This is a genomic window from Serratia sp. CY33802 (assembly GCF_052169095.1).
Classification (GTDB): domain Bacteria; phylum Pseudomonadota; class Gammaproteobacteria; order Enterobacterales; family Enterobacteriaceae; genus Serratia; species Serratia bockelmannii.
This window is the reverse complement of record NZ_JBJNLL010000005.1, coordinates 174,663-191,875: the sequence shown is the minus strand read 5'-3', so window position 1 is coordinate 191,875 and position 17,213 is coordinate 174,663. Positions and strand designations below refer to the sequence as shown.

General features: G+C 60.6%; 19 protein-coding genes. 16 read left to right on the top strand and 3 right to left on the bottom strand.

Going from position 1 to position 17,213, the window contains the following annotated elements; all coding sequences use genetic code 11:
* Window positions 1–3 precede the first annotated feature (3 nt).
* Together ACJ8HA_RS17210 and ACJ8HA_RS17205 are read right to left on the bottom strand one after the other, a co-directional pair.
* Complete coding sequence (locus ACJ8HA_RS17210; RefSeq protein WP_025303864.1) at window positions 4–393, bottom strand: type II toxin-antitoxin system VapC family toxin; 390 nt, start codon at window positions 391–393, stop codon at window positions 4–6.
* A gap of 3 nt (window positions 394–396) precedes the next feature.
* Window positions 397–660, bottom strand: coding sequence for an antitoxin (locus tag ACJ8HA_RS17205; RefSeq protein WP_004941563.1), 264 nt, complete (start codon window positions 658–660; stop codon window positions 397–399).
* Between the two features lie 337 nt (window positions 661–997).
* Between ACJ8HA_RS17205 and ACJ8HA_RS17200 the strand changes: the two genes are divergently transcribed.
* Window positions 998–1,336 carry a YegP family protein gene (locus ACJ8HA_RS17200; protein WP_016926703.1) on the top strand — a complete coding sequence of 113 codons (339 nt, stop codon included), beginning with the start codon at window positions 998–1,000 and terminating at the stop codon, window positions 1,334–1,336.
* 178 nt (window positions 1,337–1,514) lie between these two features.
* Window positions 1,515–2,867, top strand: a complete 1,353-nt coding sequence (trhP, locus tag ACJ8HA_RS17195; RefSeq protein ID WP_025303865.1) for a prephenate-dependent tRNA uridine(34) hydroxylase TrhP — start codon at window positions 1,515–1,517, stop codon at window positions 2,865–2,867.
* 216 nt (window positions 2,868–3,083) lie between these two features.
* On the opposite strand, the gene ACJ8HA_RS17190 is transcribed toward trhP, so the two are convergent.
* Window positions 3,084–3,305 (bottom strand): hypothetical protein, encoded by a 222-nt coding sequence (locus tag ACJ8HA_RS17190; RefSeq protein ID WP_141998673.1) that lies wholly within the window; start codon window positions 3,303–3,305, stop codon window positions 3,084–3,086.
* 29 nt (window positions 3,306–3,334) lie between these two features.
* Here ACJ8HA_RS17190 and yegS point away from each other — a divergent pair, with 29 nt between their 5' ends.
* The 14 genes from yegS (at window position 3,335) to gutM (ending at window position 17,185) form a co-directional block, all read left to right on the top strand.
* A complete protein-coding gene (gene yegS, locus ACJ8HA_RS17185; protein ID WP_043137977.1) occupies window positions 3,335–4,240 on the top strand; it encodes a lipid kinase YegS in 906 nt (301 codons plus the stop codon).
* Window positions 4,241–4,408: 168 nt separating this feature from the next.
* On the top strand, window positions 4,409–5,623 hold the full coding sequence (manD, locus tag ACJ8HA_RS17180; protein ID WP_025303867.1) for a D-mannonate dehydratase ManD: 1,215 nt from the start codon (window positions 4,409–4,411) through the stop codon (window positions 5,621–5,623).
* A 5-nt stretch (window positions 5,624–5,628) separates the two neighbouring features.
* The gene (locus tag ACJ8HA_RS17175; RefSeq protein ID WP_442515420.1) at window positions 5,629–6,645 is read left to right on the top strand and encodes a Zn-dependent oxidoreductase; all 1,017 of its coding nucleotides are present in this window, start codon (window positions 5,629–5,631) and stop codon (window positions 6,643–6,645) included.
* A gap of 91 nt (window positions 6,646–6,736) precedes the next feature.
* The gene (locus tag ACJ8HA_RS17170; protein ID WP_025303869.1) at window positions 6,737–8,026 is read left to right on the top strand and encodes an MFS transporter; all 1,290 of its coding nucleotides are present in this window, start codon (window positions 6,737–6,739) and stop codon (window positions 8,024–8,026) included.
* Between the two features lie 52 nt (window positions 8,027–8,078).
* Entirely contained in the window at window positions 8,079–9,584 is a 1,506-nt protein-coding gene (locus tag ACJ8HA_RS17165; RefSeq protein ID WP_426880395.1) for a mannitol dehydrogenase family protein, read from the top strand.
* Window positions 9,565–10,896 (top strand): MFS transporter, encoded by a 1,332-nt coding sequence (locus tag ACJ8HA_RS17160; protein WP_060434399.1) that lies wholly within the window; start codon window positions 9,565–9,567, stop codon window positions 10,894–10,896. Before ACJ8HA_RS17165 ends, ACJ8HA_RS17160 begins: the two co-directional genes overlap by 20 nt.
* A gap of 98 nt (window positions 10,897–10,994) precedes the next feature.
* Entirely contained in the window at window positions 10,995–11,681 is a 687-nt protein-coding gene (locus ACJ8HA_RS17155; RefSeq protein ID WP_025303872.1) for a GntR family transcriptional regulator, read from the top strand.
* A gap of 206 nt (window positions 11,682–11,887) precedes the next feature.
* On the top strand, window positions 11,888–12,937 hold the full coding sequence (gene fbaB, locus ACJ8HA_RS17150) for a class I fructose-bisphosphate aldolase (RefSeq protein WP_043137996.1): 1,050 nt from the start codon (window positions 11,888–11,890) through the stop codon (window positions 12,935–12,937).
* 337 nt (window positions 12,938–13,274) lie between these two features.
* Window positions 13,275–13,802 (top strand): hypothetical protein, encoded by a 528-nt coding sequence (locus tag ACJ8HA_RS17145; RefSeq protein WP_025303874.1) that lies wholly within the window; start codon window positions 13,275–13,277, stop codon window positions 13,800–13,802.
* A 260-nt stretch (window positions 13,803–14,062) separates the two neighbouring features.
* Complete coding sequence (gene srlA / locus ACJ8HA_RS17140; protein ID WP_004941528.1) at window positions 14,063–14,611, top strand: PTS glucitol/sorbitol transporter subunit IIC; 549 nt, start codon at window positions 14,063–14,065, stop codon at window positions 14,609–14,611.
* A gap of 15 nt (window positions 14,612–14,626) precedes the next feature.
* Window positions 14,627–15,607, top strand: a complete 981-nt coding sequence (gene srlE, locus ACJ8HA_RS17135; RefSeq protein WP_025303875.1) for a PTS glucitol/sorbitol transporter subunit IIB — start codon at window positions 14,627–14,629, stop codon at window positions 15,605–15,607.
* Window positions 15,608–15,629: 22 nt separating this feature from the next.
* Window positions 15,630–15,992: a PTS glucitol/sorbitol transporter subunit IIA gene (srlB, locus tag ACJ8HA_RS17130; protein WP_004941520.1), complete on the top strand. Its 363-nt coding sequence runs from the start codon at window positions 15,630–15,632 to the stop codon at window positions 15,990–15,992.
* Window positions 15,993–16,002: 10 nt separating this feature from the next.
* Window positions 16,003–16,782 (top strand): sorbitol-6-phosphate dehydrogenase, encoded by a 780-nt coding sequence (srlD, locus tag ACJ8HA_RS17125; RefSeq protein WP_025303876.1) that lies wholly within the window; start codon window positions 16,003–16,005, stop codon window positions 16,780–16,782.
* Window positions 16,783–16,828: 46 nt separating this feature from the next.
* On the top strand, window positions 16,829–17,185 hold the full coding sequence (gene gutM, locus ACJ8HA_RS17120) for a transcriptional regulator GutM (RefSeq protein WP_325976876.1): 357 nt from the start codon (window positions 16,829–16,831) through the stop codon (window positions 17,183–17,185).
* Window positions 17,186–17,213 lie beyond the last annotated feature (28 nt).

Genomic DNA, 17,213 nt, shown 5'->3' with positions numbered 1-17,213 from the left:
AAATCAGCGCGTCCAGTCTTCAACCGCCAACCCGGGCACCATGGCGAATGCGCGATCGTTGGTCACCAGCGTCGCGCCACGGCTCTGCGCGTGAGCGGCGATCAGTTGATCCATCGCGCCCATGATTTTGCCCTTTCTCCCCATGTTTGCCCGCATTTCACCGTAGCAGCGGGCGGCCTCGCGATCCCATGCATAGACCGTCACCGCAGCAAGAAAGGCCTCGACCATGCTTTGCAACGCTTTGTTCCGCCGTTTGGCCACACCGTAAAGCAGTTCCGCCTCCGTGACGCTGGAAATACATACGGCAGAAGGCGGGAGCTTTTGCATGACGTTAAGCACCTGCGGATGCTGCCGAAACAAGTGGCTGACGGTGTTGGTATCAAACATGTACATCGCCTACTCTTCCTCTGAGAATGGATCGCGGTCTGCAACCCCTTGCTGACGATCTTCCGCGCCAAGAAACTCTTGCGGCACCGGCGTTTGGGCGATAATGCTCAGCAGCGGTGCCCAGCTGTCCGGCTTTGCCGGATATTTGGATAAAATCACGTTTCCCTCCCGATCGCGACGGATATACACACGATCCGTATCAAATTCAAATTCCACCGGTAACCTCACCGCCTGATTTCTACCGTTTTTAAACAGCTTGGCGATTCTTTCCATCTCGACACTCCACAGCAGGCATAGGCCAAAGCATATGCCTGCAGCGCGTCGATGCCAAGATCTATCGCTCACTTTTCACTCACCTTTACGTAGCGGGCAAACGGTAACGCGCAATGCTGCTCGATGAAACCACGTAATTGTCATTATGCGGCGCACTGCGCAATCACCGCGCCTTTCCTTAGCTTCCCGTGCGGCGCCGGGCTCACCGAATGAAAACTCCGCGCCGGCGCAAAAAAACTGCGCATTTTTTCGACTAAGCTGCTGTGAGGTTTAGCCGCCGATTTTCAAGCGATTGGCTACACTTACATCACGAATCGGAACCTACAGGAGAAGAACCATGGCAATCGGTCATTACGAGCTGAAAAAAGCAAAGAACGGACAGTACCACTTCAACCTGAAAGCCAGTAACGGCGAAATTATTCTGGCCAGCGAGATGTATGCCAGCAAAGCCTCGGCGGAGAACGGCATCGCCTCGGTGCAGACCAATTCACCGCACGAAGCGCAGTACGAACTGAAGCACAGCGCCAGCAATCAGCCCTATTTTGTGCTGAAGGCCAAGAACCATCAGGTGATCGGCGTCAGCGAAATGTACAGCTCCGAAAGCGCGGCCAAAAACGGTATCCAGTCGGTGACGAAAAACGGCCCGACCACCGATATCCGCGATTTGAGCGCCTGATCCCCCCTTTCGCCCGCGCGGTGGCCGCCACCGCGCGTTTTCCGTTTGACCGGGATCAATCTCCCTTGAATAAATCCGGTTAACTGCTGATTTCTTGCCGCGCTGCGGCTACAATCCCCCGCTTTTACTGCGCCATCAGGTGGCGTGGTGCTGACCTGAAATCAGACCGAGACACACTATGTTTACACCGGAACTTCTCTCCCCGGCCGGAACGCTGAAAAACATGCGTTACGCCTTTGCCTACGGCGCCGATGCGGTTTACGCCGGCCAGCCGCGCTACAGCCTGCGGGTACGCAACAACGAGTTCAACCACGAGAATCTGGCGCAGGGCATCAACGAAGCGCATGCGCTGGGCAAAAAATTCTACGTGGTGGTGAACATCGCCCCGCACAACGCCAAGCTGAAAACCTTCTTGCGCGATCTGAAGCCGGTTATCGATATGGGCCCGGATGCGCTGATCATGTCCGATCCTGGCCTTATCATGATGGTGCGCGAAGCCTTCCCGCAGATGGACATCCACCTGTCGGTGCAGGCCAATGCCGTTAACTGGGCGACGGTGAAGTTCTGGAAGCAAATGGGCCTGACCCGCGTGATCCTGTCGCGCGAACTGTCGCTGGAAGAGATTGCCGAGATCCGCGCCGAAGTGCCGGACATGGAGCTGGAGATCTTCGTCCACGGCGCGCTGTGCATGGCCTACTCCGGCCGCTGCCTGCTGTCCGGCTACATCAACAAACGCGATCCCAATCAGGGTACATGCACCAATGCCTGCCGCTGGCAGTACAAAGCGGAGGAAGGCAAAGAGGACGACACCGGCAATATCGTGCACCTGCACGAACCGATCCCGGTGCAGACCGTCGAGCCGACGCTGGGCATCGGCGCGCCGACCGACAAGGTGTTCATGCTGTCTGAAGCGCAAAAGCCAGGTGAATATATGAGCGCCTTCGAAGACGAACACGGCACCTATATCATGAACTCCAAGGATCTGCGCGCCATCCAGCACGTGGAGCGTCTGACGCAGCTCGGCGTGCATTCGCTGAAGATCGAAGGGCGCACCAAGTCCTTCTACTACTGCGCCCGCACCGCCCAGGTCTACCGCCGCGCCATCGACGACGCCGTTGCCGGCAAACCGTTCGATCCGACCCTGCTCACCACGCTGGAAGGCCTGGCGCACCGCGGCTATACCGAAGGCTTCCTGCGCCGCCACGTGCACGAAGCGCAGCAGAATTACGAATACGGCTCTTCGCTCTCCGAGCGCCAGCAGTTCGTCGGCGAGTTCACCGGCGTGCGCCGCGAAGGCTGGGCGGAAGTCGACGTGAAGAATAAATTCTCACTCGGCGACAGCGTCGAGATGATGACGCCGGGCGGCAACGTGCTGTTCACCCTCGAAAGCATGCAAAATAAGAAAGGCGAGCCGATTGAGGTCGCGCCGGGCAACGGCCATATCGTTTATTTGCCGATCCCGCAGGATATTGATCTCAATTATGCATTGCTGATCCGCAATTTGGCGGAAGAAAATAGCGCCGGAGCCTAACAATCAATCGCCGTCATTCGGCGGCGATTTTTAGCAAATATTAGAATTGGATCACATCAATGTGCCCGCAGCTTGGTTACTATCACGCTGCTTAAAACGAACAACGAAAATATTTGCATAGCAATACTAGGAACCACCTCCTTAGCCGGCCCAATCTCCCTTGGGCTGGCTTTTTCTTTATGGGTCCGCCATTGCCGCCGGTGCGCCTATTTTTCATTACGTTTTCCCGTTATCCATTTTAATAAAAATAATAACGCCACATCGATATATAAATAACGCTATAGCGATTAATCCTGCCGCCATTAAAATCCCGCTTATTGTCAGGTTAAATTCAGATAAATTCGCATCGTCTTCATATTCACGGCACAATAGGAAATAACCGGAATTAGCTGAATATTCTGATGGCTTGGCGGCGTAGGCTGGTTTATCTTGAGGCATTCTTGGTTTTCCGCCGGAGGAGATCGGTAATGCCTCAACACTCACATGCAGCCGCCCTGCTTATTCTCAACGGCAAGGGCGCCGGCAACGAAGAACTGCGTCAGGCGGTCACACGGCTGCGCGAAGAGCAAATCACGCTGTACGTGCGCGTGACCTGGGAGCACGGCGACGCCGCGCGCTACGTCGCGGAAGCTGCACAACTCGGCGTCGGCACCGTCGTCGCCGGCGGCGGTGACGGCACCATCAACGAAGTGGCCGCCGCGCTGGTGCAGCTGCCGGCGCATAACCGGCCGGCGCTGGGCATTCTGCCGCTCGGCACCGCCAACGACTTCGCCATGGCGTGCAATATCCCCCCATCCCCCGAACTGGCGCTGCAGCTGGCGATCAAGGGCCGCTCGGTGCCGATCGATCTGGCGAAGGTCAACGGCGAGCGCTACTTCATCAACATGGCCACCGGCGGCTTCGGCACCCGCATCACCACCGAGACACCGGAGAAGTTGAAGGCGGCCTTGGGCGGCGTGTCCTACTTCGTGCACGGCTTGCTGCGCATGGATACGCTGCAGGCCGACCGCTGTGAAATCCGCGGGCCGGACTTCCGCTGGGCCGGCGAAGCATTGGTGATCGGCATCGGCAACGGCAAGCAGGCCGGCGGCGGCCAGGAACTGTGCCCCAGCGCGCTGATCAACGACGGCCTGCTGCAGCTGCGCCTGCTGATCGCCGATGAACTGCTGCCGGCGTTGGTCGCCGCCCTGTTCAACGACGAAGAGAGCAACAGCATCCTCAGCGCGGCGCTGCCGTGGCTCGAGATCGACGCGCCGCATGAGATGACCTTCAACCTCGACGGCGAACCGCTCAAAGGCCGCCATTTCCGCATCGAAGTGTTGCCGCAGGCCATCGAATGCCGCCTGCCGCCTAACTGCGCCCTGCTGGGCTGACCTTGTCGGGCGCAGCCGCTGCGCCCCACTTCTTCCCCTCCGTTCATCCGCTTCCACTCGCGATCAAATGTGATCCTCTCCGGCAAATTCATCAATTCATACTTGTATGGTAGTTAGTTCATGACTTATTTTCGCGCTATCTCTCCGCAGCTACAGGATGTGAAGGTTATGAAAATCGTCAACGCCGAGGTGTTCGTCACCTGCCCGGGGCGCAACTTTGTCACGCTGAAAATCACCACCGATGACGGCATCATCGGCCTCGGTGACGCCACGCTGAACGGGCGCGAATTGCCGGTGGCCTCTTACCTGAAAGATCACCTCTGCCCGCAGTTGATCGGCCGCGACGCGCAGCGGATCGAAGACCTCTGGCAATTCTTCTACAAAGGCGCTTACTGGCGGCGCGGCCCGGTGACCATGTCCGCCATTTCCGCCGTCGACATGGCGCTGTGGGACATCAAGGCCAAGGCCGCCAACATGCCGCTGTATCAGCTGTTGGGCGGCGCCTCACGTTCGGGAGTGATGGTGTATTGCCATACCACCGGCCACTCGATCGACGAGGTGCTCGACGACTACGCCAAACATAAAGAACAAGGCTTCAAGGCGATCCGCGTGCAATGCGGCGTGCCCGGCATGAAAACCACCTACGGCATGGCCAAGGGCAAAGGCCAGGCCTATGAGCCGGCCACCAAGGGTGACTGGCCGGAAGAGCAGCTGTGGTCGACGGAAAAATACCTCGATTTCACCCCCAAACTGTTCGACGCGGTGCGCAACAGGTTCGGCTTCAACGAGCACCTGCTGCACGACATGCACCACCGCCTGACGCCAATTGAAGCGGCGCGCTTTGGTAAAAGCGCCGAGCCGTATCGCCTGTTCTGGATGGAGGATCCGACGCCGGCGGAAAATCAGGCCTGTTTCCGCCTGATCCGCCAGCATACCGTCACGCCGATCGCCGTCGGCGAGGTGTTCAACAGCATCTGGGACTGCAAACAGCTGATCGAAGAACAGCTGATCGACTACATCCGCACCACCCTGACGCACGCGGGCGGCATTACCGGCATGCGGCGCATCGCCGACTTCGCCTCGCTGTATCAGGTGCGCACCGGTTCTCACGGCCCTTCCGATCTGTCGCCGATCTGCATGGCGGCGGCGCTGCACTTCGATCTGTGGGTGCCAAACTTCGGCGTGCAGGAATACATGGGCTATTCCGAGCAAATGCTCGAGGTGTTCCCGCACAGCTGGACGTTCGACGACGGCTATATGCATCCGGGCGACAAGCCGGGCATCGGCATCGAGTTCGATGAGAAGCTGGCGGCCCGTTACCCCTATGAACCGGCCTACCTGCCGGTCGCGCGTCTGGAGGATGGCACCTTATGGAACTGGTAAACACCATGCGCAGCGTCGTGATCGAACAGCCCGGGCGCCTGGCGCTGCAGACGCGCGCGCTGCCACAGCCGGCGGCCGGCGAGGTGCGGGTCAAGGTGAAATTCGCCGGCATCTGCGGCTCCGACGTCCATATCTATCACGGCCATAACCCGTTCGCCCGCTACCCGCGGGTGATCGGCCACGAGTTCTTCGGCCTGATCGATGCGCTGGGCGAAGGCGTCGATCCGGCGCGCCTCGGCGAACGCGTCTCGGTAGACCCGGTGGTGAGCTGCGGCCACTGCTATCCCTGTTCGGTCGGCCGCCCCAACGTCTGCACCTCGCTGCAGGTGATCGGCGTGCACCGCGACGGCGGCTTCAGCGACTACGCCTGCGTGCCGGCACGCAACGCCTATCCGGTTCCGGCCGCCATCAGCGATCGCCACGCCGCGATGATCGAACCCTTCACTATCGCCGCCAACATTACCGCCCATCTGCAACCACGCCCCGACGACATCGCGCTGATCTACGGCGCCGGGCCGATGGGGCTCACGGTGATCCAGACGCTGAAAGGCGTGTACGGCGTCAAGCAGGTGTGGGTCGTCGATCGCATCGCCGAACGGCTGGACATGGCACGCGCCAACGGTGCCGACGAAGTATTCAACAACGCCGAGGCCGCATTGCCGCAGGCGCTGCAGCAGCGCGGCGTTCAGCCGACGCTGATCGTCGATGCCGCCTGCCACCCCGCCATTTTTCCGGAGGCGATCGCGCTGGCTTCGCCGGCGGCGCGCATCGGCATCATGGGCTTTTCCGGCGACGCTTGCACCCTGACCCAGCAGAGCATCACCAGCAAGGAGCTGTCGATCTTCTCCTCGCGCCTGAACAGCGCGCGCTTCCCGCAGGTGATCGCCTGGATGGCGGACGGCAAGCTAGACCCGCAGCGGCTACTCACCCACTGCGTGCCCGCCGGCGACGTCGAACGGGCAATGCAGATGTTCGAGCGGGATCAGCGCACCTGCTGCAAGGTACTGCTGCAGTTCGAGTAACGTCACGGCAGCATCGGGGCATGGGGCGGCACCCGCCGCCCGTGCAAACAACGAAGCATCACGATTAAAACGACACCCAGTGGAGTGCTTTATGTTTAAAAACCTGCGTTGGACCATCGTGTTCCTGCTGTTCATGGTCTACATGATCAACTACCTCGATCGCGTGGCGCTGTCGATCACCGTGCCGATGATCGAACAGGATCTGATGCTGAACGCCGAACAGTTCGGCCTGATCTTCGGCAGCTTCTTCTTCGGCTACGCCATCTTCAACTTCGTCGGCGGGCTGGCGGTCGACCGCTTCGGCCCGACGCTGGTGCTGGGCGTGGCGGTCGGCCTGTGGTCCATCTTCTGCGGCATGACGGCGATCGCCACCGGCTTTTACTCAATGCTGATCCTGCGCGTCCTGTTCGGCATGGCCGAAGGGCCGATCTGCGCCTCGGCCAACAAGATGATCAACGGCTGGTTCCCGAAGAAACAGGCGGCGACCGCTATGGGCCTGCTCAGCGCCGGTTCACCGTTGGGCGGCGCGGTGGCCGGGCCGATCGTCGGCTATCTGGCGCTGGCGTTCGGCTGGCGGCCGGCGTTTATGATCATCTGCGCCATCGGCATCGTCTGGATGCTGGTGTGGTTCTTCGTGGTGGCGGATAACCCGGCGAAAAGCCAACGCGTCAGCAACGAAGAACGGGCGCTGATCGCACAGTTGAAACAGGAAAATCTCGGCGAGGAAAGCGCCTTGAGCGACGCCGCGCACGGGCTGGGTTACTACCTGAAGCAGCCGATCATTCTGGTCACCGCCTTCGCCTTCTTCTGCTACAACTACATCCTGTTCTTCTTCCTGAGCTGGTTCCCCTCGTATCTGGTGCAGGCGCACAACCTGAACATCAAAGAGATGAGCCTGACCACGATGATCCCGTGGATCGTCGGCTTCGTCGGGCTGGCGCTCGGGGGCTATATTTCCGACAAGATCTTCAACATCACCGGCAAATTGCTGCTGTCGCGCAAGATCGTGCTGGTCACCAGCCTGCTGGCGGCGGCGGTGTGCGTGGCGTTGGCGGGCACCGTCAGCAGCGTGGTGCCGGCGGTGATGCTGATGTCGGTGTCGATCTTCTTCCTCTACATTACCGGCGCTCTCTACTGGGCGATTATCCAGGACGTGGTGCATAAATCCCGGGTCGGCGGCGCCAGCGGGTTCATTCATTTGATCGGCAGCGTCTCCGGCATCATCGGGCCCATCGTCACCGGCTACATCGTGCAGAACACCGGCAAATTCGACAGCGCCTTTATGCTGGCGGGCGGCGTCGCCGCGCTGGGCGCGCTGCTGGTGCTGCTGGTGATCAAGGCGCCGCGCGCAACGGCGGGCGTGCAAATCTTAAAACCCTAACGCCAGACGGGGCGGCTTCGCCCCTTTGCTTACCTCTCCAGGGACATTGAACATGAGACTTTCCGACCACAGCGCGCTGCCGGCCGCCGTTATCCGGCCCGGCTACGCACGTGAGCGCGTGAAACCGCGCATGGCACATATCGGCTTCGGCGCGTTTCACCGCGCGCACCAGGCGATGTACGCCGACAGGCTGGCCAGCGAGCACGGCAGTGACTGGGGCTACTGCGAAATCAGCATGCAGCACGGCCAGCAAAAGATCGCCGACCTACGGCAACAGGACCTGCTGTTCTCGGTGGCGGAGATGGACGACGACGGCTGGCGGGGCCGGGTCATCGGCGTGGTTCGCCAGGCGCTGCACTTGCAAACCGACGGGCTGGCGGCGGTGCTGGCGGCCCTGACACAGCCTGAGATCGCCATCGTCTCGCTGACCATCAGCGAAAAGGGCTATTGCTACCACCCCGCCAGCGGTCGGCTGATGGAGGAACACCCGGCGATCGCGCACGATATCGCTCACCCGGCACAGCCGCAGTCGGCGCCGGGGCTGCTGCTGGCGGCGCTGCGCCTGCGCCGTGAACTCGGGCTGCTGCCGTTCGCCGTGATGTCCTGCGATAACATGCCGGCTAACGGCCGGGTCACGCGCCAGGTGCTGGTCGAACTGGCGCAGCGGCAGGATCCGGCGTTGGCCGACTGGGTGCGTCAAGAGGTCGCCTTCCCTTCCACCATGGTGGATCGCATCGTGCCGGCGGTAACGCCGGAGGCCCGCCGGCAGTTGCGCACCTGGCTGGGCGGCGTCGAGGATGACGTCGGCGTGGCCTGCGAGCCGTTCAGCCAGTGGGTCATTGAGGACCGATTTCCTCAGGGGCGCCCGGCCTGGGAAAAGGCCGGCGCCGAACTGGTGAGCGACGTGCTGCCGTACGAGGAGATGAAGCTGCGCATGCTGAACGGCAGCCATTCCTTCCTCGCCTACCTCGGCTACCTGGCCGGTTATCAGCACGTCGGCGACTGTATGCAGGATGCGGATTTTGTCCGCGCCGCCCGTCACCTGATGCTGGCGGAACAGGCGCCGACCCTGCAGGTGCCGAACGTCGATTTGGCGCTGTATGCCGACTCGCTGCTGCAGCGTTACCGCAACCGCGCGCTGAAACACCGCACCGCGCAGATCGCCATGGACGGCACGCAGAAGCTGCCGCAGCGGCTGCTGGACGCGATCCGCTGGCATCTGGCGCGTGGCAGCCGCTTCGACTGCCTGGCGCTGGGCGTCGCCGGCTGGATGCGCTACGTCGGCGGCCGCGATGAACAAGGCGAGCCGATCGCCATCAGCGACCCGCTGCGCGAGCGCCTCGCCGCGTTGGTCGCCGGCAGCGAGGAAGGCCGGCCCCGCGTCCTGGCGCTGCTGCAACTCGACAGCGTCTTCGGCCACGATCTGCCCGATTCGCCTGACTTCGTCCGCGCCGTCAGCCACGCTTATCATCAACTGCTGAGCCAGGGGGCCAAAGCCGCCGTCGCCGCTCTGCCGCTTACCGCCCGGGAGGTTTCCGATGACCGTCACCACGCATAACGCCGTCAATACCGGCAATCAACCGCTGCTGCGGCGCGTCGCCAGCGCTTCCGCCATCGGCACCGCCGCCGAATACTATGATTTCTTCGCATACGGCACCGCCGCGGTGCTGTTCTTCGGCCAGCTGTTTTTCCCCAGCGCCGATCCGCTGATCAGCACGCTGGCGGCCTTCGCCACCTACGCGGTCGGTTTCCTGGCGCGCCCGCTGGGCGGCATCGTGTTCGGCCATATCGGCGACAAGGTCGGCCGCAAGAAGGCGCTGGTGATCACCATCCTGATCGTCGGCCTCGGCACCTTCTGCATCGGCCTGCTGCCCACCTATGAGCAGATCGGCATCTGGGCGCCGCTCGCGCTGATCTTTATCCGCGTGCTGCAGGGCTTCGGCGTCGGCGGCGAACAGGCAGGCGCGGTGCTGATGACCGCCGAATATGCGCCGCCGCCCCAGCGTGGCTTCTACGCCAGTTGGGTGCAAATCGGCGCGCCCGCCGGCTTCCTGCTGCCGTCCGGGCTGTTCGCGCTGCTGACCGCCGTGCTGTCGCCGGCGCAGATGCTGGACTGGGGCTGGCGCATTCCGTTCCTGCTCAGCCTGCTGCTGGTGCTGGTCGGGCTGTTTATTCGCCTGAGGATCGACGAATCGCCGGTGTTTACCCAGATCCGCGCCACCAAAGCGGTGGAGAGCCGGCCGGTGGTGGAAGTGGCCCGCCGCTATCCCGGCCTTATCGGCAAAGGGGTATGTGCCAAGCTGATCGAAGCCTGCGCCTTCGCCATGTTCACGGTGATCGTATTGGCCTACGGCAAGGCCAACCACCTCAACGAAACCATTCTGCTGGAGGCGATGATCGTGGCGGTGCTGCTGGAGATTTTCGCCATTCCGCTGATGGGCCGCCTCTCCGATCGGCTGGGGCGCAAACCGGTGTACATCGCCGGCGCGCTGCTGCAGGTGGTGTGCATCGTGCCGTTCTTTATGGCGATCAACCTCGATAGCTTCTGGGTGACGCAGATCGCCATGATCGTGGTGCTGACCTTCGGCCACAGCATGTGCTACGCGCCGCAGGCCTCCTACTTCCCGGAGCTGTTCCCCACCCGCGTGCGCTGCAGCGGCATCGCGCTGATCTGGCAGATCGGCTCGCTGATCGGCAGCGGCATTCTCGGGCTGTTGGCGGTGAAGATCCTGCAGGTGACCGGCGGCCACTACTACGGGCTGGCGGGGTACATGATGGTGCTGGGCGTGGTGTCGGCCATCGGCCTGAGCCTGATGCCGGAAACCGCGCCAGCGCGGCGCAAGCAGGAATATCAGGATTGGCATCACTGAGTTACCCTGCTCGGCGGGTGGATTTATCCCCCCGCCCTTAACCAATAATCTGCTAGTATGGTGGCATTCGAATTCCAGCCAGATGCCTGATTGTCGCCATGTCTGAAACGTACAGCCTCACCAACAACGTCCCGGTCAACCAACAGATCTATCGCTTCCTGCGCAAGGATATCGTCGACTGCACCATCCCCCCCGGCACCCTGCTGTCCGAGAAAGAGATTTCTACCCGCTTTTGCGTTTCGCGCCAGCCGGTGCGCGAAGCCTTCATCAAGCTGGCGGAGGCCGGCCTGGTGCAGATCCTGCCGCAGCGCGGCACCTTCGTGATGAAGATTTCCGCCAAGCGCGTGGCCGACGGGCGCTTTATCCGTCAGGCGGTGGAATGCGCCATCGTGCGCCGCGCGGCCGAGCGCGCCACCCCGGCGCAGCTGATGACGCTGGAGCATAATCTGCACCGCCAGGCGCTGGCGGCGCAGAACGGGCAAACGCGCGAGTTTTTGGCGCTGGACGACGAATTCCACCAACTGCTGACCCAGTTTGCCGACTGCCCGCTGGCGTGGGAGACCATCGAAACCATCAAGGCCACCATGGATCGAGTGCGTTTCCTCAGCCTGAGCGAAGTCTCGCCGCCGGAGAGCCTGATCAAGCAGCACTACCGCATCTACGAGGCGCTGAAAGCGCGCGATGCCGAGGCGGCGGAGCGCGCCATCCACGATCACCTGCAGGAGATGATCTACTCCATCACCCCGATCGCCCTGCAGAACACCGAGTGGTTCGAGATCGAATAATCAATCGCTTAGCGCGCCGGGGGCGATCGCCCCCGCGTATTTGGCCACGCCAATGGCATTTCCTCTCAATCGCATCTATTGTTTGTCCTTGCCGGATCAAGTTCGGTAGCATCGCTTTACAGCTTCAATCACCGCTTTTTTACTGCGCCGGTGGTCAAAAACCCTTGCATTGCCGGTGTATGAAGAAGCTTAATCGGGAGTGAATCATGACTGATATTGTGCAGTTGCTAGGAAAGGAAGCGGAAGATCTGCTGCAACACCGCTGTACCACTATCCCCGCCGAGAATCTCTACCTGCCGGGCGCCGACTTCGTCGACCGCGTAATGATCGATAACAACCGCCCCAACAGCGTGCTACGTTCGATGCAAACCCTGTTCAACCACGGCCGCCTGGCCGGCACCGGCTACCTGTCTATCCTGCCGGTCGATCAGGGCATAGAGCACTCCGCCGCCGCCTCGTTCGCCGCCAACCCGCTGTATTTCGATCCGAAGAACATCGTCGAGCTGGCGATTGAAGCCGGCTGTAACTGCGTCGCCTCCACCTACGGCGTGCTGGCGTCGGTATCGCGCCGCTACGCGCACAAGATCCCGTTCCTGGTCAAACTCAACCACAACGAAACGCTGAGCTACCCGACCCAGTACGACCAGACCCTGTACGCCAGCGTCGAGCAGGCGTTCAACATGGGCGCGGTGGCGGTCGGCGCCACCATTTACTTCGGCTCCGAGCAGTCGCGCCGCCAGATCGAAGAGATCTCGATCGCCTTCGAGCGCGCGCATGAGCTGGGCATGGTCACCGTGTTGTGGGCCTATCTGCGTAACCCGGCGTTCACCAAGGACGGCGTGGACTACCACTCCAGCGCCGATCTGACCGGCCAGGCTAACCACATCGCCGCCACCATCGGCGCCGACATCGTCAAACAGAAAATGGCGGAAAACAACGGCGGCTACCGTGCGGTGAAATTCGGCTATACCGACGATCGCGTCTACAACAAACTCACCACCGATCACCCTATCGATCTGGTGCGCTACCAGCTGGCCAACTGCTACATGGGCCGCGCCGGGCTGATCAACTCCGGTGGCGCCGCCGGTGAGAACGACCTGCAGGAATCGGTGCGCACCGCGGTGATCAACAAACGCGCCGGCGGCATGGGCCTGATCCTGGGGCGTAAAGCCTTCAAGAAATCGATGAAAGACGGCGTGGCGCTGATCAACGCCGTGCAAGACGCCTACCTGGACAAGAAGGTCACCATCGCCTGATGTGACAGACCGCCTGTCCCAAAGCCCGGCTCGCCGGGCTTTTTTGTGCATCGAGGGAGGTCTTGACAAGGAAATAATGCAACCGAATGTATTTTATAAGCAAAAATAAGAATTAGTTTTTATTTACTATCCTTGGGCTTTTTTTATTCCAAATATGCGAAAGAGAACGACATAAATCATTAAAGATTGAAAGTTAACCTTATCAAATTTCAAATTTCCCACCTTTTCCAAAAACACAAAAAGTTAGCGCATTAATAATTATTATAGTTCATTGTTATTTATGGACTTTTGACTAAATTTTACGCTAATTAATCCACACTTTTATGGTGGTGCTATCATGAAAGTCAATATTGTCATCATCTCCCTGCTCATCCTTTCGCTATCGTCTTGCGCGCTATTTAAATCTCCGGCCTCTAAGCATGAGTTGAAACCGGGAGAAACGTATTGGTTTGACTATGACTCAACAAGAAGCAGCGCCATTTATATTCCCGCAGACTCAAATATCAAGTACTGCGTGGCTCCCCCACCTGATGTCGCGCAGTCCGTTATTGCCGCGCTGAAAGCTGAAATGAGCACGGAACAAATTCAAAAAGTCAGTGGAGATGCAGGGTTCAGCACCGCCGTAGTCGATCTGGCTCGGCGCACCACCACGGTAAATTTTATCCGTGATACGTTGTATCGCGTCTGCGAAGCCAGGCTACAAGGCCCGCTCACCGCTACGGAAAAAGAAATTTTCCTGGCCGCGATAGCCGCCGCCAAAGATATGGCAATCGCTGAAAAAGACAAACAAAAGCAAGAGCTGGCCCAAACGGCCGAAAGAAACGGTGCTTCCGTACAGACAATACAAAAGATTCTCGAACAGTAACAGAAACAAGCTAACAACGGCGATTTCCGTATATCACCCTACCCAAAGCCCGGTTCGCCGGGCTTTTTTGTGCCCGTACCCCTAAACCCGACGCCGTCAACCTTCTCTTTCTTTCACCTTAAACTTTCAAAATAAAATATTTATCTTTCAAATTGTGATCTATTTAAAACAAATAGCCCACCAAAGTGACTACTGTAAGGCCCATGGCGACAGAGCCGCCGTTCGCTCCAGGCCATATCAGTCCATTACAGGAGAACATAATGATTGAGCTAATCACCCACGGCGCCGAGTGGTTTATCGGCCTGTTTCAGAAAGGCGGTGAAGTGTTTGTCGGCATGGTGACCGGCATTTTACCTTTGTTGATCAGCCTGTTGGTTATCATGAACGCGCTGATCAAATTTGTTGGCCAGGAACGTATCGAACGATTGGCGCAGCGCTGCGCGGGCAACCCCGTTTCGCGTTATCTGCTGCTGCCGCTGATTGGCACCTTTGTCTTCTGCAACCCGATGACCCTCAGCCTGGGGCGCTTCATGCCGGAGAAATACAAGCCGAGCTACTACGCGGCGGCCTCCTACAGCTGCCACTCGATGAACGGCCTGTTTCCGCACATCAACCCCGGCGAACTGTTCGTTTATCTCGGCATCGCCAGCGGCCTGACCACCCTCGGTCTGCCGCTCGGCCCGCTGGCGGTGAGCTATTTCCTGGTGGGGCTGTTCACCAACTTCTTCCGCGGCTGGGTCACCGATCTGACCACCAGCCTGTTTGAACGCAAGATGGGCATCCGTCTGGATCGCCAGGTGCAACTTTAATTCGTGGAGTGCAGCATGAGTGCTTATATCCGTATTGAAAAAGGCGCCAGCGGCTGGGGCGGCCCCCTGGAATTGCCGATCGAACCCGGTAAAAAAGTGGTGTACATCACCGCCGGCACCCGACCTTCCATCGTCGATCGCCTCAGCGAATTGACCGGCTGGCCGGCCGTCGACGGCTTCAAAGAGGGCGAGCCGCCGGCGGAAGAGATCGGCGTGGCGGTGATAGACTGCGGCGGCACCCTGCGCTGCGGCCTGTACCCGAAACGCCGCATTCCGACAGTCAACATCCACGCCACCGGCCAGTCCGGCCCGCTGGCGCAGTTTATCCTCGAAGACATCTATGTCTCCGGCGTGCGTGACCACAACATCAGCCGAATCGAAGCGGCAGATAGCCAACCCGCCGCCGCCGTTGCAGCGCCGCCCAAGGCGCGCGACTACGACACCAGCAAGAAAATCACCGAGCAAAGCGACGGGCTGTTGGCGAAGGTCGGCATGGGCATGGGATCGGTGGTGGCGGTGTTCTTCCAGGCCGGGCGCGACACCATCGACACCGTGCTGAAGACCATCCTGCCGTTTATGGCGTTCGTCTCGGCCTTGATCGGCATCATCATGGCCTCCGGCCTCGGGGACTTTATCGCTCACGGCCTGACGCCGCTGGCCAATAGCCCGATCGGCCTGGTAACGCTGGCGCTGATCTGCTCATTCCCGCTGCTGTCGCCGTTCCTCGGCCCCGGCGCGGTCATCGCCCAGGTGATCGGCGTGCTGGTCGGGGTGCAGATCGGCCTCGGCCATATTCCGCCGCAGCTGGCGCTGCCCGCACTGTTCGCCATCAACGCGCAGGCCGCCTGCGACTTCATTCCGGTCGGCCTGTCGCTGGCGGAAGCCAAGCAGGACACCGTGCGAGTCGGCGTGCCCTCGGTGCTGGTCGGCCGCTTCCTGACCGGCGCGCCGACGGTGTTGATCGCCTGGGCCGCCTCGGCCTTCATTTATCAATAATTTGATTCACAGGGAGACATTTATGCACACCATTTTTCATACCACCATCACACAGATCGGCGGCTGCGCCCGCGACGCGTTGCTGGACAACATGCTGATCACCTTCCGTGAAGGCGCGCCGGCGGATATCGAAGAGTTCTGCTTCATCCACCGCCACGGCGCGACCGCCGGTGAGCTGCAGGTCGGCGGCGTGATGGAACTGGCGCAGCAGCGCTACGCCATCACCGCCGTCGGCAGCGTCGCCACGCAGAATCTGCGCGAACTGGGCCACATCACCGTGCGCTTCGACGGCGAAGCCGAAGCCGAATTCCCCGGATCGATCCACGTATCCGGCCCGACGCCGACCGATATCCCGTTGGGCAGCACGCTGTCATTTATCGCATAAGGAGTAGACCATGTCTGAAGTAGCTGTAGTGATTGGCGGCGGCCAAACGTTAGGCGCCTTTTTGTCCCACGGGCTGGCGCAGGCCGGTTATCGGGTGGCGGTGGCCGATCTGAACGCCGACAATGCCAATCGGGTGGCACAGCAGATCAACGAAGCGTTTGGCGCAGGCAGCGCCTGCGGTTTTCAGGCCGACGCCACCGACGAGCAGAGCGTGATCGCGTTGGCAGCGGCGGTTGACCGGGAATTTGGCCAAACCAACCTGCTGGTGTACAGCGCCGGCATCGCCAAGGCGGCGCCGATCACCGACTTCCCGCTGGGCGACTTCGACCGCTCGCTGCAGGTGAACCTGGTGGGCTATTTCCTCTGCGCCCGCGAGTTCTCGCGCCTGATGATCCGCGACGGCATCGCCGGGCGCATCATTCAGATCAACTCCAAGTCCGGCAAGGTCGGCAGCAAGCACAACTCCGGCTACAGCGCCGCCAAGTTCGGCGGCGTGGGGCTGACGCAGTCGCTGGCGCTCGATCTGGCGGAATACGGCATCACCGTGCATTCGCTGATGCTCGGCAACCTGCTGAAGTCGCCGATGTTCCAGTCGCTGCTGCCGCAATACGCGCAAAAACTGGGCATCGCACCGGAGCAAGTGGAGCAGTACTACATCGACAAGGTGCCGCTGAAACGCGGTTGCGACTATCAGGACGTGCTGAACACCCTGCTGTTCTACGCCAGCGAGAAGGCCTCTTACTGCACCGGCCAGTCGATCAACATCACCGGCGGCCAGGTGATGTTCTGACGCCACCGACGCCCCCTTCCGCGGAAGGGGGCCTAAGGAGAACCCCATGACACAAGCTCTGATCGCCTTCGCACTGCTGGCCTGGCTGCTGCAAATCGCCTTCGGCTGGTGGCAACTGCAGCGCTTCAACCGCGCCTTCGACGGCCTGTGCCAACTGGGCGCCATCGGCGTCGGCCGTTCCGGCGGCCGTTTCCGCCCGCGGGTGGTGCTGGCGCTGGCCTTCGATGCCGATCGGCGGGTGTGCGGCAGCCTGTTGCTACGCGGCCTGACCGTTTTCGCCCAGCCCCGCCCGCTGCCTCGATTACACGGTTTGCATCAGCGGGATTTGCGCCCGGATGTGATCTTCCCCGAGGATCGCGCATGCCAGTCTGCACTATCGTTAGCGATTGAACCCAAATCGTGATATTTTCACATTAAAAGGCATTACCTTT